This window comes from Clostridium cuniculi (genome assembly GCF_004353185.1).
Classification (GTDB): domain Bacteria; phylum Bacillota; class Clostridia; order Clostridiales; family Clostridiaceae; genus Clostridium; species Clostridium cuniculi.
In genome coordinates, this window is the sequence record NZ_SMUS01000038.1 from 17,932 (window position 1) to 40,699 (window position 22,768).

The 22,768-nt window shown below is 27.8% G+C and carries 23 protein-coding genes; 4 read left to right on the plus strand and 19 right to left on the minus strand.

Translation table 11 applies throughout. The features are described 5' to 3' along the window. Positions 1–2: 2 nt before the first annotated feature. The 9 genes from EJJ37_RS16045 to EJJ37_RS16085 all read right to left on the minus strand — a co-directional run bounded on the left by EJJ37_RS16045 (position 3) and on the right by EJJ37_RS16085 (position 8,617). A complete protein-coding gene (locus EJJ37_RS16045; protein ID WP_133016497.1) occupies positions 3–314 on the minus strand; it encodes a V-type ATP synthase subunit F in 312 nt (103 codons plus the stop codon). Continuing rightward, positions 307–1,308, minus strand: coding sequence for a V-type ATP synthase subunit C (locus tag EJJ37_RS16050; protein ID WP_133016498.1), 1,002 nt, complete (start codon positions 1,306–1,308; stop codon positions 307–309). The genes EJJ37_RS16045 and EJJ37_RS16050 overlap by 8 nt, the downstream gene beginning before the upstream one ends. Before the next feature lie 11 nt (positions 1,309–1,319). Further along, on the minus strand, positions 1,320–1,904 hold the full coding sequence (locus EJJ37_RS16055) for a V-type ATP synthase subunit E (RefSeq protein ID WP_133016499.1): 585 nt from the start codon (positions 1,902–1,904) through the stop codon (positions 1,320–1,322). 52 nt (positions 1,905–1,956) lie between these two features. Continuing rightward, positions 1,957–2,439 carry a V-type ATP synthase subunit K gene (locus EJJ37_RS16060; protein WP_133016500.1) on the minus strand — a complete coding sequence of 161 codons (483 nt, stop codon included), beginning with the start codon at positions 2,437–2,439 and terminating at the stop codon, positions 1,957–1,959. Between the two features lie 13 nt (positions 2,440–2,452). After that, a complete protein-coding gene (locus tag EJJ37_RS16065; protein ID WP_133016501.1) occupies positions 2,453–4,402 on the minus strand; it encodes a V-type ATP synthase subunit I in 1,950 nt (649 codons plus the stop codon). After that, on the minus strand, positions 4,389–4,715 hold the full coding sequence (locus EJJ37_RS16070) for an ATPase (RefSeq protein WP_133016502.1): 327 nt from the start codon (positions 4,713–4,715) through the stop codon (positions 4,389–4,391). Before EJJ37_RS16070 ends, EJJ37_RS16065 begins: the two co-directional genes overlap by 14 nt. 213 nt (positions 4,716–4,928) lie before the next feature. Next, on the minus strand, positions 4,929–6,605 hold the full coding sequence (locus tag EJJ37_RS16075; protein WP_133016503.1) for a B12-binding domain-containing radical SAM protein: 1,677 nt from the start codon (positions 6,603–6,605) through the stop codon (positions 4,929–4,931). Between the two features lie 21 nt (positions 6,606–6,626). Then, the gene (locus EJJ37_RS16080; protein ID WP_133016504.1) at positions 6,627–7,124 is read right to left on the minus strand and encodes a hypothetical protein; all 498 of its coding nucleotides are present in this window, start codon (positions 7,122–7,124) and stop codon (positions 6,627–6,629) included. A gap of 218 nt (positions 7,125–7,342) precedes the next feature. Next, entirely contained in the window at positions 7,343–8,617 is a 1,275-nt protein-coding gene (locus tag EJJ37_RS16085; protein ID WP_133016505.1) for a PQQ-dependent sugar dehydrogenase, read from the minus strand. A 196-nt stretch (positions 8,618–8,813) separates the two neighbouring features. Here EJJ37_RS16085 and spoVB point away from each other — a divergent pair, with 196 nt between their 5' ends. Continuing rightward, positions 8,814–10,313: a stage V sporulation protein B gene (gene spoVB, locus EJJ37_RS16090; protein ID WP_133016506.1), complete on the plus strand. Its 1,500-nt coding sequence runs from the start codon at positions 8,814–8,816 to the stop codon at positions 10,311–10,313. Between the two features lie 61 nt (positions 10,314–10,374). Here the strand turns inward: spoVB and EJJ37_RS16095 are convergent, their stop codons facing one another. The 5 genes from EJJ37_RS16095 to EJJ37_RS16115 form a co-directional block, all read right to left on the minus strand. After that, positions 10,375–11,979: a putative polysaccharide biosynthesis protein gene (locus EJJ37_RS16095; protein ID WP_133016507.1), complete on the minus strand. Its 1,605-nt coding sequence runs from the start codon at positions 11,977–11,979 to the stop codon at positions 10,375–10,377. A 21-nt stretch (positions 11,980–12,000) separates the two neighbouring features. Continuing rightward, positions 12,001–12,969 (minus strand): RluA family pseudouridine synthase, encoded by a 969-nt coding sequence (locus EJJ37_RS16100; RefSeq protein ID WP_133016508.1) that lies wholly within the window; start codon positions 12,967–12,969, stop codon positions 12,001–12,003. A gap of 183 nt (positions 12,970–13,152) precedes the next feature. Next, positions 13,153–14,337, minus strand: a complete 1,185-nt coding sequence (locus EJJ37_RS16105; RefSeq protein ID WP_133016509.1) for a M20 metallopeptidase family protein — start codon at positions 14,335–14,337, stop codon at positions 13,153–13,155. A 127-nt stretch (positions 14,338–14,464) separates the two neighbouring features. Then, positions 14,465–14,851 (minus strand): hypothetical protein, encoded by a 387-nt coding sequence (locus EJJ37_RS16110; RefSeq protein ID WP_133016510.1) that lies wholly within the window; start codon positions 14,849–14,851, stop codon positions 14,465–14,467. Between the two features lie 82 nt (positions 14,852–14,933). Then, on the minus strand, positions 14,934–16,928 hold the full coding sequence (locus EJJ37_RS16115; RefSeq protein WP_133016511.1) for an ATP-dependent helicase: 1,995 nt from the start codon (positions 16,926–16,928) through the stop codon (positions 14,934–14,936). Between the two features lie 123 nt (positions 16,929–17,051). Here EJJ37_RS16115 and EJJ37_RS16120 point away from each other — a divergent pair, with 123 nt between their 5' ends. Continuing rightward, the gene (locus EJJ37_RS16120) at positions 17,052–18,518 is read left to right on the plus strand and encodes a nicotinate phosphoribosyltransferase (protein ID WP_133016512.1); all 1,467 of its coding nucleotides are present in this window, start codon (positions 17,052–17,054) and stop codon (positions 18,516–18,518) included. A gap of 44 nt (positions 18,519–18,562) precedes the next feature. Here the strand turns inward: EJJ37_RS16120 and EJJ37_RS16125 are convergent, their stop codons facing one another. Beyond that, on the minus strand, positions 18,563–18,787 hold the full coding sequence (locus EJJ37_RS16125) for a hypothetical protein (protein ID WP_133016513.1): 225 nt from the start codon (positions 18,785–18,787) through the stop codon (positions 18,563–18,565). Positions 18,788–19,001: 214 nt separating this feature from the next. After that, on the minus strand, positions 19,002–19,331 hold the full coding sequence (locus EJJ37_RS16130; RefSeq protein ID WP_133016514.1) for a hypothetical protein: 330 nt from the start codon (positions 19,329–19,331) through the stop codon (positions 19,002–19,004). Positions 19,332–19,556: 225 nt separating this feature from the next. On the opposite strand from EJJ37_RS16130, the gene perR reads away from it, so the two are divergent. After that, entirely contained in the window at positions 19,557–19,964 is a 408-nt protein-coding gene (gene perR / locus EJJ37_RS16135; RefSeq protein WP_133016515.1) for a transcriptional regulator PerR, read from the plus strand. Positions 19,965–20,041: 77 nt separating this feature from the next. Then, positions 20,042–20,965 carry a hypothetical protein gene (locus EJJ37_RS16140; protein WP_133016516.1) on the plus strand — a complete coding sequence of 308 codons (924 nt, stop codon included), beginning with the start codon at positions 20,042–20,044 and terminating at the stop codon, positions 20,963–20,965. A gap of 152 nt (positions 20,966–21,117) precedes the next feature. On the opposite strand, the gene EJJ37_RS16145 is transcribed toward EJJ37_RS16140, so the two are convergent. From EJJ37_RS16145 to EJJ37_RS16155, 3 genes are all read right to left on the minus strand, one after another. Then, positions 21,118–21,618 (minus strand): hypothetical protein, encoded by a 501-nt coding sequence (locus EJJ37_RS16145; RefSeq protein WP_133016517.1) that lies wholly within the window; start codon positions 21,616–21,618, stop codon positions 21,118–21,120. 108 nt (positions 21,619–21,726) lie between these two features. Then, positions 21,727–22,041, minus strand: a complete 315-nt coding sequence (locus EJJ37_RS16150) for a hypothetical protein (protein ID WP_133016518.1) — start codon at positions 22,039–22,041, stop codon at positions 21,727–21,729. A 23-nt stretch (positions 22,042–22,064) separates the two neighbouring features. Further along, the gene (locus tag EJJ37_RS16155; RefSeq protein WP_243124908.1) at positions 22,065–22,442 is read right to left on the minus strand and encodes a hypothetical protein; all 378 of its coding nucleotides are present in this window, start codon (positions 22,440–22,442) and stop codon (positions 22,065–22,067) included. Positions 22,443–22,768: the final 326 nt, after the last annotated feature.

The window sequence follows — 22,768 nt, forward strand, 5'->3', positions numbered from 1 at the left end:
TCCTATAAAATATTTACACCAACAGCTTTTTCCACGCTATCGCTTATTCTCTTTGAACCTATGTTTAACGTTCCTTGATTGCTTGGAATTAATATTACAGCAGGAAGCATTTGCTTATTGTAACGCTCAATTGTTTCTTCAATTTTTGCTGCAACATGCTCTGTTATAAAGATAACTGCGTATCCATTCATAGCCATTCTATCAACAGCAATTCTAGCTTCATCAGCTTCTACTACCGGAAATACATCTATTCCTATAGCTTTAAATGCTAAAACTGAGTCTTTATCACCAACTACTCCAATTTTCTTATACATAAATATCACGCAGCCTTTCTCTTATTACTTCCTCAGCAATATTATTAAGCTTACCTACCATAATAATTCTTATTATCTTAATTTCCGTTTCTTTAGCATAAATGTATGATAAAATTCTTTCAGGTCCAAATGTTACTAGCTTACCAGTTTTCATAAGATCCATAATGTAATTATCACTTAATTTTTCTAAAAGATTTGCTGAATTTGTAGCTATGTATCCCTCAACACCATCTTTTATTAAATCAGAATATACACTTGTGCTTAATTTTGAAATAATATTTTCTGGTGTTTCATTTAATATAGATACTAATGTATCTTTGCTTATAGATCCACCGCTAACTAATACTTCTGAAGCAAATTCTCTTCCTTTACCTTGCTTTTTAATTCTTAGTAAAGTTCTAATATTTGTAGCATCGATAATTGCATTTACAAGTTTATCTGTAAATTTATAATTTAAAGATTTCTTTATTTCAACTAATTCTTTAAACATATATCTATCTACTATAATATCAATCTTTTGAGGATCCTTATTTACTTCAAAATCAGCTATAACTTCTAGAACTGCCTTTTCAACATTTCCTTTTAAGTCTCTGAAATTATCTGTATCGATTTTTCTCTTTAAATCACTTAAATCTTCTTTTCCTAAATCTATTAGCATATTTGAAAAATCTTTATTTAAGAACTTTCCTTTTAATAAAACCTTAATATTATGGTATTTATATTTAATGCTCATTAAATCTACGATTTCTTTTACTGGGCATAGTTCATAAACTAATTTATAAACTCTTTTAAGTTCAGTGCTTAGAATTACTTCATAATCAGCAGCTCTTTTAACATTACCCATTATATTTGCATACTCAGTTTCCCCAAGTATTTTTAAAACCTCATCAGCAGAATTAGCTTCTAACATTCTTTCTACTTTGGCCTTATCAAGGAGTCTTGTTTCCAATACCCAAATTCTTGAAAGAGCTTGAGTAAATTGCATTACATCCATACTACCCCTCCTTAATTAAATAACACCTTTGCCACTTCAAACTCTAACTCATCTCTTAATGAGCTTACTAAAGCTTCATAAGTGCTATTTATTTCTATGCCATTATTTTCTAAGATAAAACCACCTTTAAATTTACCTGGAGTTTCACTTAAAGTTATTTGTGCATTTACTTTCTTATTTAATTCTTCAATGAAAGCTGAATCTACAATCTTTAATCCTTGTTCATTTAAAATTAATGTTTGCTTACCGCTTAAGTTCATTGATAAAATTGTATTTTTTACAAAGTTTAAGAATTCTTCCTTAGATAAGCTTGTTAATTTATCTATACTTTTTTCAAAAACTTCATCAATAATTTCTTGCTTAGCCGCTAATTTGTTATTTCTAACTTTTAATTTAGCACTTGATATTACTCTTTCTTTTTTAGATTTTGCTTCAACTTCAGCCTTATCTAAAATTTCTTTAGCAATTTCATTGGCACTGCTTACTTTTTTAGAAATAATTTTATCTTTTTCTTCAGCAGCAGTAGCTAAGATATTTTCCTTTCCAGCTTCTGCATCCTTAAGGATTTTAGAAGTTATATTTTTTACATTTGACATAATTTATATCTCCAATCTTATATTGACGCTATTTTTATATTGCCATGTAAAATTACACTGCCATACTTACTAGCATGAATGATATAACGAATCCTAATAATGCATAAGTTTCAACCATTGCAGCTAAAATGATTCCTTTAGTGTTGTGTTCTGGTCTCTTAGCTAATATTTGAATACCTGATGCAGCAACTCTACCTTGAGCAATACCTGAGAATAAACCTGCTAAAGCGATTGGTAAACAAGCAGCTATTAAGTATAAACCTTGTTCTAAAGACATTCCTGAAGACATCTTAGTGTAAGCAACGAAACCAACAACGAAACCGTATAAACCTTGAGTACCTGGTAATAATTCTAATACTAACGCTTTACCGAACTTTTCTGGCTCTTCTGTAACTAATCCTGAAGCTGCTTCCCCAACTAGTCCAACACCTTTAGCTGAACCTATCCCTGATAAACCAACTGCTAATGCAACACCTAAAGCTGCGAATATTAAACCACCGTTATTTTCCATAAAAAATTGTATCCATGTATTCATTTTTAAAATCCTCCTAATTTTCCTTTAAATTCATATATTTTTCTGATGCTTTAAATGGAGTAAAGGCTTTTCCTCCACCTTCGTAGAATTTTGAGAAATATTCTACATATTGTAATCTTGCTGTATGAACATATGCTCCTAATAAACCTAATAATAGGTTAAATACATGAGCTGCTATGAACAGAAATGGTAATAATATTATTGCTGGACCAGTTAATGATTGCATTAATAAGTTTAACGCTCCTGCAATACATCCACCTGATAATCCTAAGGCCATAAGTCTTGTATATGAAACTAAGTCACCAATATAACCTGTTATTCCATATAAAGCATATAATCCTTGACCTATTTGAGCACCTTTTGTCTTTTCTGCTCTACCACCAGTTAATACTATTACAAGCATACCAAATACCATTGCTGCTATTGCAATATATTTAACTATTGATGGCCATCCTAACATTATGCAACCAGCTAATACACCAATTGATATTAATGTTATTAACCATGAACCAACATCATAAAATGCATCCTTTGGTTTTCCTGATTTAATAAGTGTATATGCCTTTACGCATAAACCAAATAATATTTGGATAACACCAAATACTATAGAAGCCACTAAAAGAGTATTAACATCTTCAGTTGGGTTTATAAGTCCAGGTATTTTTACTGCATCACCAAAGAATGATCCATAAATTAATCCTATAGCGATTGTTGGTATACTTAAGAATAAGAAGAATCTAGCAAAATCTTCATTTTTCTTATTTAATTTTAAGAATTTCATTGCGCAGAACGCAGAAATTAACATTACTAATCCATATCCAACGTCAGCAACCATCATTCCAAAGAATATTAAGTAAAATGGTACTAGTAATGGAGTTGGATCGACTTCATTATATTTTGGTAAACTATACATTTCTGTAACAGATTCGAATGTTTTATTAAGTAATCCATTTCTTAATTTAACTGGAACTGCCTCAACTTCATCCTCTCTTACATCTTCAAATGATATATAGTAATCATCATTTAGAACTTCTTTACATATCTTTTGTAATATCTCATTCTTTTCTACTTCACACCATCCTTGAATTGCAACAGTGTTAGTAGTTCTTAAGAAATTATTTGAAGCCTTATATCTTAAAACAACGTTTGTAAGATAATCATAAACTAACTTCATTTTCTTGTAGTCTTCTTCAAATGAAGCTACTTCTTCTTTTACAAAGAATATTTTTGACTTTAATTCTTCTATTTCATGAGCATGATTTGTTATAACCACTTGTGGTATTTCATTAAACTCTGATTTAAATGAACTAAATCCAAATCCTCTTAAAATATTTAATACTTCATCATGTCTTTCACTTAAAGCCACAACTACTATGTTTATATCGTTATTACCTCTTGAGATAATTTCAACATACTCATAATCTAAACTTTCATTAAGTTGTTCTTCATATTGCTTTGAAATACTTCCAACGAAAGTTGATACCATCTTTAGCTCATTTAGAGCTTCAAAAGAAATATCTAAGGCTTGCCATGGAGTTAAAACTTCAATTTCACCTTCTAGCTTAGTAATCTTGCTTTCTATGCTATGAAGCTCATCTTCCTTTTCCTTAACTTTAGCATAAATTTCATTCCAGTTAATATTTTCAACTGCTTTTTCTAACTCATCAATAGTTAAGTTTTCCTTGTCATCCTCTAATGCTTTTAATCCTGACTTTTTAGGTATATAGTGAGTTAAAAAGTCTAGAGTAGTTTTAGCCTTTGATAAATCTTCTTCGTACTTTGCAATATTTGAATCTACTTCATCCTTATTAAGAGATTGTAACTCCTCATTGGCCTCTAACAAGTTTTCATCCTGTAAATTTATAAACTCTACATTTGCAAAACCTTGTAGCCTACGAAGAAGTTCTTCTTTTTTAGATTCAAAAGTAAGCAAAGTGAATTTGTTCATCTTAACTATTGCCATGAATCTTCACTATCCTCTCAACAACTATATTAATAGCATTATCTTTTAAATCTTGAGACATATTACGTATAGCCTCTATTTCTTTATCACCCATCTTTAAGATAGGCTCTGCATTGCTATTTCCTTCTTCTAAAGCAGCTTTTAATAAGCTATCAGCTTTTATTTTAGCCTCACTTACTATTTGATCATATTTAATATCAGCTTCTTTAGTCGCATTGCTAATAATTTCTTTTGCATTTTGTTTAGCATCTAAAATTATTGTTTCAGCCTTTTTCTCAGCTTCCTTTATCTCATTAATTGCTTCTAATGCCAAAGTCTCACCACCTTTACTATATACAAGTTGGATAATATAAATATTAATACTTTATATAGTATTAATTACTTTTTATCTCCTTCTTAATTATACACTGTTTTTACAATTTTTCAACTTTTTTTTGTTAACATTTCCTAAACAACATTTCAATATTAAAATAATTATCTATTTACTAAAAACTTCATTTGTTTTTTAATATTATTTTTTATAATATTAATTTTTCTTTACTTTTCTAGTTATATCAACCATTTCACCTTCATATGAGCATAAGAAATATACTTTTCCCTTCTTTATAATGTTATTTTTTATAAATTCATCTATATCTATACTAAAACTTTCAATATAATAATCTTTAAAAGAATATTCTTCTCTAAGAAGGTCTTTAATTTCATTTTCAACATTCTTTTCTAATCCTTTTCCTAAAAACTCAGGCATTCCCCTCCTTTTATTAAATAGTAAATAATCATATTTTATTATGTCTCTTAATATTTCACTATCTAACTTTGTTATATCCATATTAAAATCTAAAAATACTCTATAATACTCACTATTTCCTATATTTCTATCAAAGTATCCCTTTTTATCAAAATAATTTCCTAACTCTAGATAAAAATCATAGGGTGTTTCAAAACTATTTATTAAAAATTTTATTATATTATTGAATTTTTGAGAGTTATAATACTTATCAACCATACTTTCTACTTTTTTTAATATTAAAAGTTCATCATAGGTTATATCATTAGTTTGTAATATTTCATATGGAGGATATGGTGAATACTTCATTCCATATTCTTCAGCCTCTTCTCTCATAGAAGACCCTCTAAGTAATTTTAAAAATCCTAATTGAATTTCCTCTGGCCCTATACTATAAACATCATTAAATGATTTTTTAAATGATATTATATCTTCTCCTGGTAACCCTGCTATTAAGTCTAAATGCTGTTTAATATTTTTGATCTCCAGTAGTTCAACTACCTTTTCTTTTATATCGCTAAAGTTAACAAATCTGTTTATCTTATTTAACACCTCATCATTAGTTGTTTGTACCCCCACCTCAAATTGAAATCTATCTTTAGGAGCCTTTCTTAATAATTCCAGCTCTTGTGGTTTTAATATATCTGCAGATATCTCAAAGTGGAATTGTGTATTAGTATCTGCATTAATTAAAAATTCCCATATAGCCATAGAGAATTTAAAATTGCAATTAAATGTTCTATCAACAAACTTAACTAACCTAACTTTTTTATCTATAAAATATTGTAGTTCCTTTTTAACTCTTTCTATATTTAAAAACCTTACACCATGTGTAGTAGAAGAAAGACAATATTTACAATTAAAAGGACATCCTCTAGAAGCTTCATAATAAACTATTTTGTTATCTAGATTTTCATCTTCCTTATATGGAAATACTATTTCATCCATATTCATAAGGGGTCTATTACCATTGCTAATAACTTTATCATTTTCTTTGAAATACAACCCTCTTATATCTGTTATACTTCTATCACCTAGTAAATATTCCACAAATTCTCTATAAGTTTTTTCTCCCTCACCTTGAATTACATAATCCCCCGAAAGTTCTTTTAATATATTTAAACTATCATAGGATACCTCAGGACCTCCATAAACAATTTTTATATTCTCATCTATTAACTTTATTAAATTCGATAATCTTTTAACTACTTCTATATTCCAAATATATGTTGAAAATGCTACTACATCTGCCTTTTCTTTAATTATCTCTTCTAATATTTTTTCATCTCTATCATTTATTGAAAATTCTCTTATTTGACATTCGTAATTCATATCCTCCGTAAATGCCTTTAAATACCTAACTGCTAAATTACTATGAACAAATTTTGAATTTATAGCTGTTAATAATACCTTCATATTTTTCTTCCCTTCGTTTATTTATTTTATTTTTTCACCTTTTACAAAAAAAATATCTTCCCAAACTTTTTCTTCTTTTATATCGTATATATCACTCAACATTCTTTTTGTATCATCTATATTTGATTTAGAGATTGGGTTTAAATTTTTAAACTCAAACTCTTTTGTTTTACCTGATGGTAATACTGCCATAACTTTATTATTTGATACTTCTCCAATTTCTTTATTTATGTCCCATATATATATTTCCCCTCCAACCTTAACTAACTTACTAGCTTCTCTAATTAAATTAACTTTACTAGACTCTCTCCATATGCTACTTAAATAAAAAAACACTGTACAAGTGTCATATTCTCCATGAGTAGTTTTTTCATCAATTGAACCTTCTAACAAATCTACCGAAACTTCATCTATGGCATCTTTTGAAATATTGTATATTACTCCATAGCTTTCCCCAACATCTAATATGTCTCCAGTTAATTTTATATCGCTTAAGTTTAATATAATTGTTTTTCCCATAAATACCACTCCCTAAAATAAAAAATTTTAATTCTTTATAAATTTTACTATTATATTTATATAATTATGTAACTTATTTTAAATTAAATCATATTTTTTATTATGTATTCAGCTTTTGTAGTATTTACTCTTACCAATGTATATTAACTCATTTAGTTATATTAATGCAAAAAAATATTTTGAAAATAAATTTCAAAATATTTTTTTAATATCATTATTTACTTTTTTTTCATTTTATTCTTGTACATTAGAGCTATTATTATTGCCATCACAAAAACTGTGATAAATATCCAAATTACATTTGGCAAATTAAATATAGCTGTATTTATTTGTCCACCTATCTTATATAAACAACCACCCTTACTATCTAGTATATATATATTTGCATCGTTGTACTTTATTTTCTCTATATAACTATCTTTATCTAATTCCACTATTGCTTTAGATGTACCATTTTCAGTTAAAACATATATATAGTTATCTACATTATCTGCAAATATTACTGTATCTTTAGGAAAGCATTTCCCTTCATAATCGATAGCTAATCCCTTCAAGGCAGTTACTTTATCATGCTGATATCTAGGACCTAAAGTAACTTCAGTTGGATGGTTAGCTATAACAAAAGAAAGCTTATTAGTTCCATCTGAAAATCTTGGAGAAGTAATAGGATCGCCTCCACTAAAATCTGGCCATCCATACCAAGCCTTTTCTTTTATATCATATATATAATCAGCATCATCTTTAACAGCTCTTACTCCACTATCTTCCATACCTCCAACTATAGCTATTAGTTTTCCTAAACTATTTATTGCTAATCCTTCAACATTCCTAATTCCTGTGGCATATGTTATAAATTCATTATTATTTAAATCATATCTTAAAATACTTGCATTACTTAAAACACTTTCCTTAATCTTCTGCCCCTCTATAACTTTTTCCCCAAATGGAACAAATGCATAATTATTATTATATCCTATTCCAGTTGATTCCCACTCAAAAGACGCCTTATCCTCATTCTTATTATTCTCATCAACAACTCCTGAATTAGTATTAGAGCCTATACTTATATACAAATAATCTCCATTCAAAATAATATTTGTTTTGTAATTCAATCCATTATTAGGTAAACCATTAATTAACTCTGTATATTGCTTTTTATTTACATCATACAATAGCACTCTATTATCACTTGCAATTATAATATTATTATTATAACAAGCTATATCATATATATTTAAAGTTTTATCATTTACTAAAATCTCCTCTTTATTATCATTATTGATAATTTTAATAGTATTTTTAAATGCTATGTATAAATTATTTTCTTTATCAAAATCAAAGGAAACTGCTCCTCCTAAACCCTTTGTATTTATTGACCAATCTACATTCTCATAGATAAGATTTAAATCATACCTATTACTAAATTTATAAATTCCAAATGATAAAGTTACAATTATTATTGAAAATATTAAAAACTTAAAAAATCTCCACATTACTCCTTCCCCCTTTATATTTTTATTTATATTTTCTCACTAACAAAATATTACTTAATAATTAAATAATAACTAGTTAATATCATATTATCTAATTTTACCGAATAAGTATTAATGTAATTCACTACAAACTTTTAACTAAAAATTTAATTTTAAAAGTAGACTTACAAACTTTACTTAAGGGGGCTAATTAACTTTGGAGAAGGATATATTTTTTAAAAATTCATTTTTTCTTACTGCAGCTAATATAACAACTGGAATACTAGGATTCATTTTTTCTATGTATCTAAATAATTTAGCTGGACCTGAAGGAGTTGCTCTTTATGGTTTAGTAATGCCTGTATACAATTTGTTTATTTGCTTAATGACTGCAGGTATTATAGCAGCTATCTCCCAACGATCTGCAATATATCAATCAAAAGGAGAATATAATAATCTATTTAAAACTATTCGTTCAGTTACTTTTTTTAACATAATTTGGTCTATTGTCATAGGAATTTTAGTTTTTTTTCTAGCTCCATACATAAGTAAATATGGTATAAAAGATGTAAGAACATTAAACGCCATTAAAGTTACCTGTCCTGCAATGATATTTATTGCTCTTTCTAATATATTAAAAGGTTTCTTTTATGGAACCTCAAAAATTGCTGTTCCTGCAATTATTGATATATCTGAAAAAGCTATGAGAATTATAACTATTGCTTTATTAGTGTATGTTTTTAAAGCTCAATCATTATCATCTTTAATAACACTAGCTTATGTATCTTTGGCCTTAGGAGAATTACAAAGTTTAATATTACTATTCTGTTACTATAAATATACAAAAAAAAGAATGCCTACTAGTAACGAAATTCCAGAAAGTAGAGCTCAACTTATTTTCAATGTATTAGTAATTTATTTACCTCTATGTTTAAACGGCTTTTTAGGAAATACATTTGCAACTATTTCAACATTAATTGTACCAAGACAACTAGTGGCTTCTGGTATTGATTATAGCTCTGCATTAAATCTTATTGGTAGATTTAATGGAATGGCTTTGACTATAGTAACATTCCCACTTATAGTTGTTAATTCAATAAATACATTACTTGTACCAGATTTATCACAAAGTATGAGCTCTGGAGAATATTATAGCGCTTCGCAAAGAATTAAGACTATTTTAAAAATTGCTTTTTTATTAGGTATGGCTACTACTATCATTTGTCAACTTATTCCTGATTCATTAGGACAAATGTTTTTCCAAAGAGATGATTTAGGTTTATATATTAGACTTTCTTCTTTATCAGCACCTATTTTCTTTGTTTCTAATACAATGTTTGGAATTTTAAATGGTTTAAATAGACAAAGTATTATTTTAAGAAATTCTATAATTATTTCTGTTACCGAAATATTATGTCTTTATTTCTTTACTGCAATACCTAGTATAAATATTTTTTCTTACGTTATAACAATTTTTATTACTTCTACCTTAGGATTAATAATAAATTTACGTGAAGTAAAGAAACATATTGAACTAAATTTATCGTTTTTTAACGTAGTTATTTTTGCTCTTATAGGAATATTAGTTTATTTAATCTTAAATTTATTTACTAATAGATTGTTAGATGGCTTATTTTTAAGTAAGAATATAATTATAATAACTTTAACATTCGGTATTTTTGCATATCTAAGCAGATTTGGACTAGACGAAGACTAATATCTCTAACAAAAAAGCTCATTATCTCAATATGGATAATGAGCTTTTTAATAATTTTATTTTACATATTTTTTCTTAAAAATCTTGGTAATAAAGTAAATAATCTAGGCGAAATCATATCTAAATCTTTTTTATTTATTCCTCCAAGGAAAATTAAAGCACATAAATATATCATTCCCCCAATTCCCATAAGAATCAATATAACAAAACAAATTATAATTCTTCCACTTCCAATTATATTTATAATTCTATCAATTGGAATTCTGCATATATAAATCCCTAAAGCCATAAATGCTGAAGATATAGCAGGAATAATGGCTAATTTAAATATAGGAATTTTCATTTTAAAAATTCTTCTAAGTCTTCTATGATTTATAATAACAGGAATTAAAAAGGCGAAGAAACTTGCAAAAATTGCTCCTAATATATTTATATCTTTAATAGAAACTAAGAAATAATTAATAATAAATTTAATTACTATCCCTAACAAAGCTGTGCTTAACACTAAGTAAACTTTATTAATCCCTTGTAATATAATATTTTGAATTGCAGATATGGACATAAATATCAATACTACTGACCCATATTTTAATAATTGATACCCAGCCGTTGTATTAAATAGCATTATATATATATCTTTACTTAGCATTGATAATCCTACTGCTGCTGGTATAGTTATTAAATAAGTTATTTTAAAACTATAGGCCATCTGAGATTTTAATTCTTTTCTATTCTTTTGTGTATATGCTTGTATTATCTTAGGAAATACTGCAGCACTTAATGCTGTAACTAATGCAAAAGGTACATTCAATAATGTATTATAATATCCTAAAACACCATACAACCTTGTTGATTCTATATTGGAAAAACCTGCTGCAAGCAATCTTGCTTTAACGTTTATAGTATCAACAAGACTCCCAGCATTCTGCAAGCCAGCTACCATTATGATTGGTACACCATAAAACAAAAGCTTCTTTAATATTTTTTTGTTGCTTATTTGCTTTTCAGATTTATCTTCTATTTCAGCCTTACCTTCATAGTCAAGCTTATCATACATTATTAATATGAATATTAAGGCAGCAATTGCTCCTATTGTAGTTCCTACTGTTCCACCTGCACTACCCCATTCAATACTAATTTGAACAAATACATATGCAAATATTAAACTTAATACTATATTAACTATTTGCTCAAGTACTTGAGATATCGCTAATGTTTTCATATCTTCCGTACCTTGCATATAACCTCTATATGTTGCTAATATGCAACTAAAAAATACTGTAGGGGCTAAAAATCTTAATGATAAAGCTGCTTCTGCCCACTCAGTACCTTCAGCAATAACTCCAGCTAATGCTATAAAAGCTATGGTAATAATAGCTCCAATAATAGCTAAGTATGTTCTTGCAACTTTCATAGCTCTTAGAGCATCTTCATGATGCCCTTGAGCTCTTAATTCTGATACAACCTTAGCAACTGCTGGTTGTGCACCTAAACTGGTAATAGCTAGTATAAAAACAAAATATGAATAACTTGCATTATATATTCCAATCCCATCTTGCCCTATAATAGCATTTAATAGCGGTACATATGCTGCTGATAATATTTTAACAAGTATTCCTGCTAAAGATAAGATAAGAAAACTACGACCCACTGACTTCTCTTCCATAACTTTCCCCTTTATACGTTCTTATATAGTAAATTTAAATACATCCTTCTTTATCTTCTTAAACATTGGTGGAAGTGATTCTGCTATTGTCTTATTTTTTAAATATTCTAGCTTTCCATCTGCGCCCTTAAATATAAGCTTATATGCGTAAAGGAACTGATAATTTAATCCAAACTTATTATCAAAGAATGAATTTAACTTTCTATCTCCATACTTAAAATCACCTATTATTGGATTTCCTAAGTGACTTAAATGCGCTCTAATTTGATGGCTTCTACCTGTAATAAGATCAATTTCAAGTAATGAATACGCTCCATTAGTTTGAACTGTTTTTACTTCCATAGAAATCTCTTTTGTATTAGGTTTCTTTTCATCATATACTTTTGATATATTTTCATTTTCATTTTTTGAAATATAACCCCTGTATATTCCGTCTTTTATTTTTCCTTTTACTAAGGCGTTATAATACTTTTTAACCTTACCTTCTCTTATCATCTCATTCATTGTTCTTAATGACTCGAAATTTTTTCCGAATATAACAACTCCTGAAGTATTTCTATCTAATCTATTACATGGTGCTGGCGTAAATGTCTTTTCCTTCTCTGGTAAATAGTCACCTTTTCCATGTAGATATGATAATACATAGTCAGTAAGTGAAGCTTGAGCTCCCTTTTGATCTGGATGAACTAAAACACCAGGCCATTTTTCAACAATTACTATATTATCATCTTCATATGTAACCATAAGTCCACTATAATTTACTTTTATAAATGAATCTTCTTTCTTCTCTTGCTTACTTTGGATATATCTTATTTCAATAACATCCCCTAATTCTAAAGAGTAATTTTCTTTTTTCTTTACCCCATTTACTCTTATATCACCTTTTCTTAATGCTTTGAATATAGCACTTAAAGGTACATCTTTTAAATATTTTCTCAAAAACTTATCTAGTCTTTGACCTGCCTCATTTGTTCCTATTTCAATTTTCAAAAAATCAACTCCTATATTATGTATATGAAACAACTCTTCTTTATTCAATCAGAGTTGTAAATTCATCTTGCTAAATCAAAGATTTAGAGATTCATTTATGAAACAACTCTTCTTTATTCAATCAGAGCTGTAAATTCATCTTTCTTAGACATTTTCCCATTATATTAGATTAATATTATTTTTTTAAGTTGTCAAATAATTCATAGCAACTTCACATTGAATTGCTACTCCAATAGGTAATGCATCTTCATCTATGTCAAATAAACTATTATGTGCAGGATGTACTATTCCTTTTTCCTCATTCCTAATTCCTAAGAAATAAAATACTGATGGCACTTTATTAGCAAAATAAGCAAAACTTTCTACTCCTAACTTAGGATTTTTTTGTACTTTAACATTTTCAGAACCTATAATATTTCTTGCAGAATCCTCTAATATTTTTACCATATTATCATCATTGTATAAACAAGGATATGATTCTTCTATTTCAATTTCTGCACTTCCTCTAAAAGTTGTACAAATCCCATTTACAATTTCCTTTAACCTTGCTTTTGCAAATTCTCTATCTTCATTTGTCATAGTTCTTATGATTCCACCTAACTTCACTTCATTAGGTATTATATTTTGTGCTGTTCCACCATGTATACTACCAATTGTTACAACTGCTGGATTAACAGGCTTTATCTCCCTACTAACTATACTTTGCAATGAAGTAACAACATGACTTGCCATAACTATGGGATCAATAGCAGTATCAGGATAAGCTCCATGCCCTCCAGAACCCTTTATTGTAATATTAAATGGATTAGATGCAGCATTTACTGTCCCTCTTCTAACCATTATCATTCCAGCATCTAATGTTTCTTCAACATGTAATCCACACATAACATCCACAGTAGGATTTGTTAAAACTCCTTCTTCTATCATTACCTTTGCTCCACCAGTAGTCTCCTCTGCTGGTTCAAATATCAACTTTACAGTTCCATTGAATTTATCTTTATTTTTATTTAATAGCTTTGCTGCACCTAATAAAATTGTAGTATGTCCATCATGTCCACATGCATGCATCTTTCCACTAACTTTTGATGCATAACTACAAATTTTTTTATCCTGCATTGGTAATCCATCAATATCTGCTCTTAGGCCTATTACCTTATTATTTACCCCTTCTTTAGTACCTTCTATTATTCCACATACACCAGTTCCAGCAAACTCTTTAAACTGGATTCCTTCTTTTCTTAAAAAATCTTTTATAAATTTAGATGTATTCGTTTCTTCGAAGCCTAGTTCTGGGTATTGATGCAAAGTCCTTCTTATTTCTATTAATTCATCTTTAATATGATTTGCTTCTATATTAAAACCTTTCATAAATAAAAACTTCTCCTAAAAAAAATTTACAGGCTTATATTAAAAAATATAAGCCTATTTAGATTAATTATATATTATGCATCCTTTTTATTCAATTAGTTTGCTTATGTATATCACTTTTATTACTTTATCTTAACATTTTTTCTAGTTCATATAACCTAAATCTTTCAGGTTGTTGGAACTCTGCTCCTGATGATCTTTTTTCAATAAGCTTTTTGTACTCCTCAAATTGTGCATCTCCTAGTTTTTTTCTTATTACATTCAATTCACATTCTTGGATATACTCTCGTTCTTCTTGAGACAACACTATATATTTATTTAACTTTGAAATTATTTGATTTAAATTTTCTTTTTCCTCCGCACTAATTAAATCATCATTCTTTTCAATAAATACCTCTAACTTTTTTCCTTCTTCAGGAGAACAAGCTAACGTTAACTCTGTAAAACTATTTAAATTTATAGTAGTAATAATTACAACTAAAAGTAACCTTATATATTTTCTATACTTACACATAATGAATCCACCTTTTGCAAAAGTTTTTATATACTTATTATTACCCTTTTGCAGAATATTAATTAATATTACTTAATTAATATTACTTAATTAATATTATTAAGTTATTCTCCATTAATACTCTTAAAGAAAAACTTCTATCTATATCCTCTTTAAACTCTAATGTTATTCTATCTCCATCTATTGCCTTTACTTTTGCATCACCATATTGTCTGTGATATAAAGCATCACCTTTTTTAATTCCATAATCCGCAGAATTACTTTCTTCTTCTAATCCACTCTCTAAAACAAATCTAGATATATCACTAAACTTACCTCTAATAGTTTTAGGTGAAAATACATAAAGATTTTTAATAGCTCTTGTAATGGCAACATAAAATAGTCTTCTTTCCTCTTCTAAATTCTCTTCTATTGATGATTTATGAGGAATTGTTTCTTCTACACAGTTAATAATAAATACATTTTTAAACTCCATTCCCTTTACACCATGTATTGTACTAAGAATTACACCATCCTGAACTACCTTACTTTTTTCAATTTCCTCCTTAACATTATCTACATGTGTCAAAAATTCTGATATATTTCTAAATCCTTCTATTGCACCTTTAAATTCCTCTAACACATCCTCTAAGTCACTAAAATTCTGATTAAATTTACTTGCATATTCTCTTAGATAATCAATATATCCTAGAGAAGAGATTATATATTGTACAGCACTACCTAATGAAATTTTATTAAGGTATGCAATATCCTTCTTTAAATCATCTAACTTTTTTGCTTGAAATGGTGCAGTATCACTTTTGTCTATAAGAATATCAAATACATTCTTATACTCTTTATAATTCCCTATATAACTTAAATTACTTTTACTAATATACCTAAATGGCTTATTTATTATAAAATTAAAAGCCTCTCTATTGTATGGATCTACTGATAGTATTAAATAGTTTATTATATCTTTACATATAAAATGCTCAAAAAAATTATATCCCTTATCTAATAAAACAAAAGGTATTTTTCTTCTTGTAAAAGTATCTATCAAACTTCTAGCTTCCATATTAGTTCTATATAATATAGCATTGTTACTATAGTCTTCACCAATAAAGGATTTAATAATATTTACAATCTCCTCACCTTGCAAAAATTCATTATAGGGTTTCATAAACTTTATAATTCCTTTTTCAGATTCAAATGATAATATCTCTTTATTATTTCTTCCTAAATTATTAGAAATTAGCTTTTTAGATATATCAATTATATTCTTTTTACTCCTATAGTTAGTTGACAAATATACTTTTTCTCCTTTAATAAAGGATTTATCAAACTCTACCATATATTCAGGCTTAGAGCCTCTAAATGAATATATACATTGATCTTCATCTCCTACAGCAAACAACTCATTTCCATCATTTATCATTTTTAAAAATGCTATTTGTAGTTCATCACAATCTTGAAACTCATCAACTAAAACATACTTAAATAAATTTCTATATTTACTTAATATATTAGAATTATTCTTAAATAAATATAATACCCTTACAGATAAATCATCAAAGTCCCAAAGTTTTTCTTTTTCTTTCTGCTTTTCATATTGCTCATAACATTCCTTAAAAATTTCCATAGATATTGATGGCGCGAACTCCTCTAATTTTCCTAATGATGTTTTAAACAATGATATGTTATTCAAAACATCTCTAACTTTATCATCATTTACATCATCAAAATACTTTCCTAATACACTTTTTACTATTCCATGACCTTTACCACCATCTATTATTTTTATATCAAAACCTTCTCTAAGTAAAATTTTGTAAAATAATCCGTGAAAAGTTCCAAAAAAAGGTGCTATATCTTTTTTAAAAATATTCTTATATCTTGACTTCATATTCTCAGCAGCTGCTCTAGTAAATGTTATAACAATAATATTTCCAACCTTAACTTTTCTTTCTTCAATAAGATGATTGACTCTATTTATTATAACTGTTGTTTTCCCACTTCCTGGAGCCGCTACTACTAATGTATTTTTACCTTTACTATTAATTGCTTTCATTTGGTAATTATCTAATGCTACTTTCATATGTACTCCTTAAATGTAATATACTTTAATTATTACCTCTATTATAATATAAATAACTATATTGTAATAATTTATATATAGATGTACAATATCTTTAGGTATTTTTCAATAAAGGAGATAAAAATGGAAAATTTAATGAGATTTGACGTTACTAACGAAAGAAATCTTACAATGCTTGTAGATTTTTATGAATTAACGATGGCTAATGGATATTTTAACAAGGAAGTACAAGATAGAATAGCATACTTTGATATGTACTTCAGAAGAGTACCTGATGGTGGCGGATACTGCATTATGGCCGGAGTTGATCAACTTATTCAATATCTAAATAATTTATCATTTACTGAAGGCGATATTAAATACTTAGAAGAAAAAAACATTTTTTCAAAAGAATTTTTAGATTACTTAAGAAACTTTAAGTTCGAATGTGATGTTTGGGCTATTCCTGAGGGAAATCCTGTTTTTCCAAATCAACCTTTAGTAACAGTTAGAGGTCCTGTTGTACAAGCTCAATTTGTTGAAACAATGATACTTTTAACTATAAATCACCAAACATTAATAGCTACTAAAGCAAATAGAATTTGTAGAGCTGCTAATGGTAAAACTGTTATGGAATTTGGTTCAAGACGTGCACAAGGCTATGATGGTGCAATATATGGTGCAAGAGCTTCTATAATAGGCGGTTGTGACTCTACTGCCTGTACAATTGCAGACAAATATTTTAATGTTCCTGCTGTTGGTACAATGGCACATAGTTGGGTACAGCTATTTGATACTGAATATGAGGCTTTTGAAGCTTGGGCTCAAACATATCCTGACAATTGTTCTTTATTAATCGATACTTATAATGTACTTAAATCTGGTTTACCTAATGCTATTAAAGTCTTTGATGAAGTTTTAAAACCACTAGGCAAAAGACCACAAGGAATAAGAATTGATTCTGGAGATATAACATATTTAACTAAAAAATGTAGAAAAATACTTGATGAAGCCGGTTATAACGATTGTAAAATAATTGTCTCTAACTCTTTAGATGAGCATATAATAAGAGATGTTTTATCCCAAGGAGCTTGCATTGATGCATTTGGTGTTGGCGAAAGATTAATAACTGCAAAATCTGAACCTGTATTTGGAGGTGTCTATAAACTTGTAGCTGTTGAAAAAGACTCTACAATAATTCCAAAAATAAAGATTAGTGAAAATAGTGAAAAAATTACTAATCCTGGTTTCAAAAAAATATATAGACTTTTTGATAAAAGCACCGATACAGCAATAGCTGATGTTATTTGTCTAAATGATGAAGAAATAGATGAAAATTCCGAGCTTGAAATCTTCCACCCAATTCATACATGGAAAAGAAAAAAAATAAATAATTTTTATACAAAAGAATTATTAGTTAAAATTTTCGAAAAAGGTGAACAAGTTTATTCTTCACCTTCAGTATTAGAAATTAAGGAGTTTTCTAAACAAGAAACATCTAAATTGTGGCCTGAAATTTTAAGATTTGAAAATCCCCATACTTATTATGTGGATCTTTCACCAAAACTTTGGAAATTAAAACAAGAACTTTTAATGGAAAAAAAGCACTAAAAAATTTAATAGTCACTGATGCTTTGCTTCAGTGACTATTATACTTACTCATCTTTATATCCTACATAACTTGGAATTATATACTCCAAACTTGTATCTTGTGAATACATAAAATCATCATCAATAATCTCTTTAAAAATAACTTTATCTCCTACTAAATGTTCAACAAAAGGGCAAATTTCATTGTGATTTTTAGCTGGACTCATCGGACATTCATTACTACAACTTATCTTCTCCTTCTTACTTGACCAAAATGGACATTTACTCATAACCCATACCCCCACTTTATCTGTAAACGAAATCACAAGTTTATTATACATTATTTTCATACATAAATAAACTTTTATTCCATTTTATATAATGTTTTATACTATTTATTTATAATATAACATATTTTATCATTAAATCAATATTTTTATATTTTTTTGATAAAAAAATATCAATTTCTTCATAGAAGAAATTGATATTTTAAAACTATATACTCTATTTTTTAATAGCAGAATTTTTAACAACTGATATTTTTATTATTTCATTTTGGAATGCTTTTAATAAAGCTTTTTCTAAAACTTTTTGTTGATCAAAGTTTTCAATATCTCTACATTCAGCAAAGACTTTATTTAATTCTCCCTCAACATTTGTATATGTTAATGTAACATACGGTTTATCATATTCAACCTTTACTATTTTTAATCCCCAAGAAATTTGAGCATAATCACCATCTAGTGTTAGCTTAGTTAAAGATTTTAATTTTTCATTTTCAGCATTTGGATCATTAATTATTAATAATTCATCACCAACTTTATATTTTGACATATAAATTCTCCTCCTTTATATTTACACTAATTACAAATTATATTTTATGCAATTAACATAATAATATGTAATTATTATTTCTCATTCTTCTTATAAAATATCATATTTTGTATAAATTTACAATGAGATTTTGTTAAATTTTCTTTCTTAGTTAATAAAAGTTATTGACAAAGAATCATAATTTTTAATATAATATTATTAAATAAATATAGGAAGGTGTACCTTATGGATGATATAATTCTAACCTTTAAAGAAAAGAAACTAAAATTAACACCTCAAAGATTAGCTGTTTATCAATATCTAAAAAGCACTAACGAACACCCTTCTGCCGAAACTATTTATAAAGCTTTACAACCAAATTATCCTACTATGAGTCTTGCAACTGTATATAAAACTTTAAAAACTTTAGTAGAAATTGGCCTTGTACAAGAAATCAATATTGGTGAAGGTAATTTTAGATACGACGGAAATTGTAGCGAACATGGTCATATACAATGTATTAACTGTGGTAAAGTAGACGATTTATGTGATATGGATTTTTCTCCTCTAAATAAAATGGTTGAAGAAAATACAAATTATAAAGTTAAATGGAATAAGCTTTTCTTTTATGGTCTATGTAAAGATTGTCAGTAGAATTTTCTGCTGGCTTTTTTTATTTTATAGAAGTATTTATTATATAGTATCTTCATATACTTAACTGAGGTGATACTATGTTTAATTTTAAAAAGATAAAAAAGAATACTATTATAGCTTTCATTATTATATTTTTTTTAATAGGTATAAGTATAATAACTATAATTAATACATATTCCAAAAATACAGAAACTCTATCTAATAATCTTTTAGAGAATAACCAGGAATATGACTTTGATTGTGATGGAGAAAAGGATCAATTAACAATTATTTCAACTAATTCAACCTACTCAATAAAAATAAAAAACTCTACTGGTGAAATATTATTAAAGAGTAATGAATTTGATTACTCACTACTAGATATAACCTCATCTTGTAGCATAAATATTTCCTACATAGATTTAAATCGAAATAAAATTCCTGAACTAATTATTAGCGGCTTTAAAAATAATAAACCAACTTTTTATATCTTTCAATGGATAGATAATACTTTTAAGGAAATTCTCTTTTCTCAAAATAATATTCTAGGAATATTAGATTATAATAATTCAAGAACACCAAAAATATTTACAACTAATTCAACTACAGGCGACAAAGGTACTAATAGCTATATATTAAATTCTAATTCAATAAAAGATATTACATTTAGTAATCAAACAATTCCATCCTTAGGTAATATTCAAACACTTATTAACCTTATTGAAGCTGATTATGAACTAGACGATGCCCCAGATATATTCACTTCATATATTCCAAGTGAGGAGCTGGGAATTCTATGGAATTTAGACAAATCTACTTATCGTTATTCATTTCAAAAAGGTTATTTTTATGATATATCATGGGATGATTCAGGAAAGGCAACCTCAATATACTGGATACTTTCATTTGAAAAAGTTAATTCTATTGATTCAAATGTCAAATCTCAAGAACTTACTATATATGTAAAATCAAACTTAGAAGAACCAGATGAATATAAAATATCCTCTATAATAAAAAATTAATAAAAGGCCGCTATAAAAGCGGCCTAAAAGGGGGATGGGGGGGTTTAGCTTCAATGAAGATTTTTCTTCATTAGCTATAGGAGAATACTCTCCGGTACAGTAATAGTATTAACCTTTCTATGAATTTTATTCATCTATTACTAGTAATAATATTACTCGTCAAAAGCTCCATCATTATACATCAAAATTATCTTATCTATAAACTCTCCTCTTTCTCCACTTACAATACTTCTAATAGCTCTTAACATTTTCATATTTTCATCGTTTCTATCAATATTTCCTTCAAAAATACTACTATTAACTACTTTTTCATCTTCATCTCTATGATCAAGATCTTTATTCATATTACTATTTTGATTCATAGAAGTTCCCATAGGATTCATATTCCCCATTAAATTTCCTAGATTTAAATTATTAAAATCAAATCCTTGTGTATTCATCGATTGTAACAAACTATTTATTTGATTCATGTCTATATTTCCGAACATACTGCTTAATAATTGATTAGGATTTATCCCAAATGGTCCATTATTATATGTTTGTCTATTATTCATATTATTACTTGCATTATTATTCATATTTGCATTGTTTCTATTTTCCCTTGTAACTTCACGCCTAGTATCACTTCTGCTCTTATGCTTGCGCTTGGACATACAGCTTCCTCCAATTAATTTCTTTACTCTATTATATGTAATTAAATAATATATGTTTATAAATTAAGACATTTTTTTGGAGGGTCGTAAGACCCTCCATCCTCTTAACTAGCAGCAGCAGTTACTTTCGCAGCAGCAATTGTTTCCCATGTTATTATTTCCTCCAAATAGGCTACCATAGGATCCACCACATAGTAAGAATAATAAGATTATTAAATATGAGCAGTTGTTATTAAGAAGTCCTGAACCACAAGCAATTAATAAAAATATAATTGGTGCTACACAATTATTTAATCCACCAAATATATTTCCACAACATCCTGCATTGTTTGCTACAGCATTATTGCAGCAGCAAGTTTCACAACAACAAGGTTCACAACAACATTTTTCACAACAACATTTATTGTGTTTTCTCTTTGACATAACTATTCCTCCCTCCTACTAAACTATATTAGGTTACCACAAGATGCTACATTGTTACCACATCCGAAGTTACCATTACATAAGAATAGGATAACTAGTAAGAATAAATATCCTCCACCACAATTTCCTAATCCACCAAATAAACCACCATTTCCATAGTTTCCAGTATTTCCACAACAGCAATTACTCTTTGTGTTACAGCAGCATCCTGAATTTCCACCATATCCTGCATTGCCACCTTGTCCAGCATAGAATAAAATTAATAATATCCAGATCCAGCTTCCAAAGCCACATCCAAAATTACCACAATTTCCAAAGCCACTACAGCATTGATCTACTGGAGGACAACTTGGACATTCAATGTCGTTTAGTTCATCAATCATATCTTGCATACTAGGCATATTAACATTCCTCCTAAGAATTTGATTTTTTTTGTTTTTATACTATATACTATTCTCCCCAATATTATTTGACACTATTTTTATCTTTATAATGATATTTTTTCTTAAAATTTACTAATTTTAAGTTTTCATGTCTTCCTAATATTTTCCCCTCTCTACTAATTATTCCAAACCACTCTTAAATGTGATAAATACCGTCAATCAGGACCACCCGTAAAACGGGTGGTTTGCTCTACGCCTATAAGGCTCTGTTACTGGCTGTGCTACTCGCACGTCGAACGGTTTGCCAACCGCATATTTTTACTGGCTACCCCTAAAGGGGCTTT